At 54.7% G+C, this 6,000-nt stretch carries 6 protein-coding genes and 1 rRNA gene; 4 read left to right on the top strand and 3 right to left on the bottom strand.

Translation table 11 applies throughout. From position 1 onward, the window contains the following. Positions 1–82 (bottom strand): 16S ribosomal RNA (locus tag O9H32_RS27655); the annotation flags it as partial. 522 nt (positions 83–604) lie between these two features. On the opposite strand from O9H32_RS27655, the gene O9H32_RS27650 reads away from it, so the two are divergent. Together O9H32_RS27650 and O9H32_RS27645 are read left to right on the top strand one after the other, a co-directional pair. Continuing rightward, positions 605–1,354: an ABC transporter ATP-binding protein gene (locus O9H32_RS27650; protein ID WP_269869343.1), complete on the top strand. Its 750-nt coding sequence runs from the start codon at positions 605–607 to the stop codon at positions 1,352–1,354. A gap of 41 nt (positions 1,355–1,395) precedes the next feature. After that, positions 1,396–2,586 (top strand): ABC transporter permease, encoded by a 1,191-nt coding sequence (locus O9H32_RS27645; protein ID WP_269869342.1) that lies wholly within the window; start codon positions 1,396–1,398, stop codon positions 2,584–2,586. 77 nt (positions 2,587–2,663) lie between these two features. On the opposite strand, the gene O9H32_RS27640 is transcribed toward O9H32_RS27645, so the two are convergent. Continuing rightward, positions 2,664–3,707 (bottom strand): Gfo/Idh/MocA family protein, encoded by a 1,044-nt coding sequence (locus O9H32_RS27640; protein WP_269869341.1) that lies wholly within the window; start codon positions 3,705–3,707, stop codon positions 2,664–2,666. A gap of 125 nt (positions 3,708–3,832) precedes the next feature. Between O9H32_RS27640 and O9H32_RS27635 the strand changes: the two genes are divergently transcribed. Both O9H32_RS27635 and O9H32_RS27630 read left to right on the top strand, forming a co-directional pair. Continuing rightward, on the top strand, positions 3,833–4,669 hold the full coding sequence (locus O9H32_RS27635; RefSeq protein ID WP_269869340.1) for an AraC family transcriptional regulator: 837 nt from the start codon (positions 3,833–3,835) through the stop codon (positions 4,667–4,669). 125 nt (positions 4,670–4,794) lie between these two features. Then, on the top strand, positions 4,795–5,289 hold the full coding sequence (locus O9H32_RS27630; protein ID WP_269869339.1) for a hypothetical protein: 495 nt from the start codon (positions 4,795–4,797) through the stop codon (positions 5,287–5,289). Positions 5,290–5,346: 57 nt separating this feature from the next. On the opposite strand, the gene O9H32_RS27625 is transcribed toward O9H32_RS27630, so the two are convergent. Continuing rightward, positions 5,347–5,769 carry a thiol-disulfide oxidoreductase DCC family protein gene (locus O9H32_RS27625; RefSeq protein WP_269869338.1) on the bottom strand — a complete coding sequence of 141 codons (423 nt, stop codon included), beginning with the start codon at positions 5,767–5,769 and terminating at the stop codon, positions 5,347–5,349. Between the last annotated feature and the right edge of the window lie 231 nt (positions 5,770–6,000).

Raw genomic sequence — 6,000 nt, 5'->3', positions numbered from 1 at the left:
CGAAGGAAATGATCCGCTCGACTTGCATGTATTAGGCACGCCGCCAGCGTTCGTCCTGAGCCAGGATCAAACTCTCCATTAAAGAAAAGCTGACTTGCTCATTTTGAAGCATGGCAGAAACTCATTACTGAGCTTCTATATTTAACACTCACTCGATGTTCAGTTTTCAAAGGGCAATTCGTTTCGTTTGACTCAAGCCGCCGAAGCAGCTCAACCAACTTATCACATCGTTATCGTCTTAGCAAGCGGTAATTTTCGCCAACCTTCATGTCCGCTTCATTTGTTTCGACAACGTTTTACACTCTACCACATTTGCAATTCGTTTGACAAGCACTTTCTTTTTCCATTCCAGGGGACGAACCCGCTGGTGCAGATCAGTGAATACTAGTAAAGAATTGATGCGACAGCGAAAGTTAATTTACCATAAATGAGACCGGAATAGCAAGTCCCAAATTCTATCATCCATTCGCATGGTGTTGTTATCACTGCCAGCTGCTCGGCCGGAGTGATAATGTACCATAGTTGCATATGGCGGGGCAAGAGTGTATGTTTTCCAATATAAAGATCTGTTGAAGCCTCCATTCACCGTAAAAGGAGCTATACTATGGAATCCTTGCTTACAGTCGAACAATTGACGGGCGGATACAGCCGGAAGAAGCCCGTGCTGCATCAGCTCTCCTTTCAAGTCCGTGCAGGCGAGATGATCGGACTCATCGGATTGAACGGTGCGGGCAAAAGCACCACCATTAAACATATCCTCGGACTGCTCGAGCCCCATTCCGGATCGATCCGGCTGGAGGGCCGCCGATTGGAGGAAGATCCGACTACCTATAGACGTACGTATGCCTATGTACCGGAAAGCCCGTTACTATATGAAGAGCTTACAGTGAAGGAACATCTGGCAATGGCAGCCATGGCCTATGGAGTGGAGGCGTCCGCATTCGAGAACAGGGCCGAAGAACTGCTCGAAGAATTCCAGATGTCCGCCTATGCGGACCGGCTCTCCGCGCATCTGTCCAAAGGAATGAAGCAAAAGGTCATGATCATGAGCGCATTCCTCGTACAGCCTAAACTCTACATCATCGACGAGCCGTTCCTGGGTCTCGATCCGCTCGGGATCCGTTCCCTGTTAGAGCTCATGGTGAAAGTGAAGAACAGCGGCGCAGCCATCCTCATCTCCTCGCATATTCTGTCCACGATCGAAAAGTACGGCGACCGGTTTCTCCTGCTGCACGGAGGGGTGCTTACCGCTTCAGGAGACATGGAAGCGCTGAGAGATCAAGCGAATATGCCGGGAGCCTCGCTTGATGATGTATTCTGCCATCTCGTCAGCACTAGCGGGTGCAAGTCATGAAGGAACCGGTTATCTCTAAGACTCTCCAAAATCCAGAGGAATTGTGGAATGGACGAACCGCAGCTTTCCTGGCGGAAATTCGCCCCTACGCGGTCTATGCGCTGCAAAGTGCCGCACTCGCTATCGTCCTGCTCATGCTCGGAGCAGGCATTGGGTATCACTATCTGTTGACTTCCCCGCCTCCGTCCTTTCCTTTCCGGCTGCTGGCGGCCTGCATTCTCTTCCCAGCCGCAGCCCTCAGTCCGATACGGACTTATATGAAAGAAGCGGATCTCATTTTCCTCATGCCGATGGAGTCCCGGATGTCCGCATACTTCGCCAAGGCTTCCCGCCGCTCTTTCAGCCTGCAGATGGCGGCACTCTTGGTTGCATGGCTTGCTGCCTGGCCCTTATACGCCAAAGCGGCGGGTGAACATAACTTCCTGCTCTTCATTCACATCCTCCTTGTTCTGGTGGTGATCAAACGAATCATGGTCTACGGACGGAACCTGGAGATCAGGCTCACAGAGAAAAGAATCATCTTCCTGTATGTGGCGCTCCGAACCCTTATCGCGGCCGGGACCGTATACCTGCTGACCGCTTTGCAAATATGGCAAGGAACCCTGGGGGCCGGGCTTCTGCTTCTGGTTTATCTCGCTTGTCTGTATCCGGTAAGAAGAACGCCGGCCAACTGGCCCCGCCTCGTCGAGCTGGAGAAACGGCACCGCGGCGTGACCTTCCGCCTGCTGAACAACTTCATTGATGTGCCTACCGTTCAGGGACGGCCGCGATCCGTCCATGCGCCTGGGAAACTGCTCGCAGCGATCGGAGGCTTCCGCCATCAGCCTAATGACACGTACCGGTTCTTGTATACGCTGGTATGGCTGCGGTCGGAATGGTTCGGCGTTACGGTGCGCCTCACCCTGCTCGGTGTCCTGCTGCTCGCTCTGATAAGCGGAGCTCTCGCGACAAGCATCGTATATGCCTTGTTCGCTGGTCTGACGGCTCTTCAGCTCAAGGAGCTGCAGAAGGCGTACCGCCATTCGGACTGGTCTTTCATTTATCCGCTTCCGCCCGCCCTGCGCAGCCGCTCCGCCGCACGGGTTGTACTGCGAATTCACGCCTTGTGTCTGGCCGCGCTGGCTATCCCTTCATTGTGGTCGATGCCTTCGCCGCTACATGCCGCAGCCTGGTTCGCGGGGACTCTACTGCTGTCGTACTTCTACTCGCGGCGTAAGTCATCAGGGAGATAGCAGGCGTGAATCAGCCTACGGACGACAAAAAAAGCGCAGCTGCCTTCCCTATGGGAAAGCGGACTGCGCTTTTGAGGCTATTCGGTACGGGGTGCGGCGGCAGGGCGCTTGTATTCGATCCGCTTTCCCAGCTGTGAAGATGCATAGATATCCATAACCAGCTTCAGCGTCTTGAACCCTTCTGCTCCATCGATCGCATACGGGCGGTTCTCCAGAAGGTGCTCGTAGAAGTCCCGGATCTGGTCGGTGTGCGAGACGCCCCAGTAGGATTTGTCCCCGAGATCGTTCACGATCGGTTCGCTGAGTATAACGGGCGTTCCATCCTGATGCAGATACAAGTAATCTCCCTGCAAGTGAAGCCGCCCCCTCTCGAACACAAGCTCGATCTCTATAGGCGAATTCGTCCCGTACGCATTCGTCGCATAGAAAACGGCGGTTACGCCGCCTGCGAAGCGCAGATGGGCGTGCACCGTATCCTCTACTTCAATGACTCCTTCGAGCGCATCCGTGGACATAGAGCCCTTAAGACTCTCCACCTCTCCGCCCAGCCACTGCAGCAGATCCAAGGTATGGATCGCCTGATTGATAAGCACTCCGCCGCCTTCCGTCGACCAGCGCCCCTTCCATTCGTTGCTATAATAGCCCGGACCGCGATGCCAAGCAACGATCCCCTTCATGCAGAGGAGCTTGCCGAGCAAGCCGGACTCCACATACCTGCGCATCGCGGCGGAAGCAGGGTTATACCGGTTCTGGAAAATAACGCCGAGCTGAACGGACGGGTTGCGTGAGGCAGCGTCCAGCATGCTCTGCGCGGCCTCCAAATTCTCGGCCATCGGCTTCTCCGTAAGCACATGCTTGCCTGCCTCCAGGGCGTCGACGGTCATCGGAGCATGCAGGTAATGGCCGGTACAAATATGAACGACATCTACGTCCTCCCGCTCCAACATCTCGCGATAATCCGTAAAGTATGCGCACTCATATTGCTCCGCCGTCTTCCGGGCGAGGGTCTCATCGAGGTCTGAGACCGCTATGATCTTGGCCATGGGAAGCGCTGCAACCGCCTTCAAATGTACAGCCGAAATGGCGCCGCATCCGATAAGAGCTATGCCTAAGGTTCTCACGGTTTCACCTAGTTTCGTATAGTAGTTCTCTCTATGATGCCGTATAATTTAATCAGAATCCTTGCACGAATTGCTTCATTTCATGCTTTTTGTGACTTTTCTGGTCAAGGGAGGGCCACGGCCGCTTGTTCATCTCAGGAGATAGCGCCTACTTTCAATACTGTCACCGCCGGGTGGAGATACCGCTCAAGATCGATTTTCATCTGCATGACCGCTTTGAGATCTATTTCTTCATATCGGGGGATGTTCACTATCTCGTCGAAAAAAACGTCTATCCTCTCCAGTACGGGGATCTGCTTATCATGAACAGCCGGGAGCTGCATAAGCCTACATTCCGCTCAGATGCTCCTTACGAGAACATTGTCGTTCACTTCGATCCTACCGTAGCCACCGCCTTGGCCTCCCTCTCGGCTTATCCTCTGTTGGATTGCTTCGTCAACCGCCCGCAGGGAGAGGGCAGCCGGATCGCCTTAAGCCTGGCGCAGCGGGAAGAAGCGCTGGCCTTGTTCCGCAAAACAGACGATCTGCTCGCAGCCGGCCGCAGCGGCTCCGACCTGCTGCTCACCCTCTGGATGACGGAGCTCCTCGTCGTGGTCAACCGGGCCTTCCGCGAAAACCTGGCACCTCATGCCGCGGGAGGGCATGGGCTTCATGACAAGCTGGCGCCTGTGCTGGAATATATCGACCGCCACCTGGAGCAGGATCTGACGCTCGAATCGCTGGAGGGGCACTTCTATACGAACCGGTATTACCTCAGCCGCTTATTCCGCAGGCACACGGGCAGTTCGATCCATGAATATATCCTCCTAAAGCGCGTAGCACTGGCCAAAAAGCTGCTGAAGGAAGGGTGCAACGTAACGGAAGCGTGCCAGAGGTCCGGATTCAACGATTATTCACACTTCATCCGCATGTTCAAAAAGCTGGTGGGCCTCCCCCCCGGACAGTATGCCAGAGGGAGGTAGCGACAAAAATCGGGAAACCAGCCGCTTTAGGGCATTGACGCACCAAAAAGGCCATAGTATCATGAATACCGGATTGCCGCTTATGCGGCACGCAAGTCTCTAGGCCAAAGGCGGGAATTATCCGAATGAATCATGTTAAAACCGTAACGATTTCCTTGTACCTCTTTGCGATTTACTATATTTCAGTCCATTTTCCGGCGTTGAAAGCCTTGTTCTACCCTACACTAGGCGCCTTCTCCTATTTGTTCGTGTCCCGTACCTTCGCTTTCAAGGATATGATGAAGCTCGTTACCGGTGCGACCTTCGCCTCACTGCTCGGCTCCTGCTTCTACTTCTCCCATGCCGGCGGCCTGGCCTTTCTGTGTACGGCACTCGGGACGATCTGGCTCATCCGGCGGTTCTCTCTGAACGCTCCGCCGATTCTTGCTGTCGCGCTCATCCCGTACTTCGCCCAACCGTCCCTGTGGTGGACGGGGCCCGCGTCGGTGCTCGCCTCCCTCTCCTGCCTCCTTCTCCTCCTACTGTGCGTAGAGGCCTCAGCGCCCTTCGTCTTCATAGGAATAAAGAAGCTCCGGCGCATCGGAACAGCGGCACCGGAGCATATGAAGGAACAGGCTTGACGCGGCCCAGCAGACAATACCGAACCGGCTAACCAAACAGGCGTCCGCGAACCTTGTCTAGTTCAAAAAACGCGCCCGCTCCTGGGGACGCGGCAGCAGGCAGGCATCGGTCTTGCCGAACAGACGGTAGCGGTTGCCTGCGATCAGCTTGTAGATGAGATCCCGAAGCGGACTCGGAACGACGATGAACAAGTACAGCAGCCGCCATAGCCCGCCGAGTTCGCGGAGCACCCGCAATCCAGCCGTAGACCTCGTATAGATCTTTCCCTTGTCGAGCAGCACAAAGGTGCTCAGCTCTTCGGGATCGAGCCCATGCTCCGTCAGGACGCGGCGTCCAAGCTCGGATTGAATCGCCACAAACCGGAATTTCCCCTCGGGATCCCGAGGCAGGATGAACTGCACGATCTTCTGGCAGAAGCCGCATACCCCGTCATAAAAGACAACGGCATACTCCTCCGTAACCCTCTGCTCTTCGCTCATGTGAACACGCTCCTTTCCCTTCGTACGCACTTTCTCCTGTCATTATACTACACCCTGCTCGTCTGCGGCTCCGCCCATCCCCTATTATCATTACCCCAAATTGGCCCTCAAGCAGACAAGATAAACGCGCCTTGTCCTTAAAGGACAAGGCGCGTTTATTAGAAATATAAGAAGACAGGATCGAGCCCTGGTGAGATATCAATTCTATTATTACAAAAACGCCTCCGCAGA

Origin of the sequence: Paenibacillus caseinilyticus (assembly GCF_027533645.1) — a bacterium.
Classification (GTDB): domain Bacteria; phylum Bacillota; class Bacilli; order Paenibacillales; family NBRC-103111; genus Paenibacillus_G; species Paenibacillus_G caseinilyticus.
This window is presented reverse-complemented; position numbering and strand designations above follow the sequence as displayed.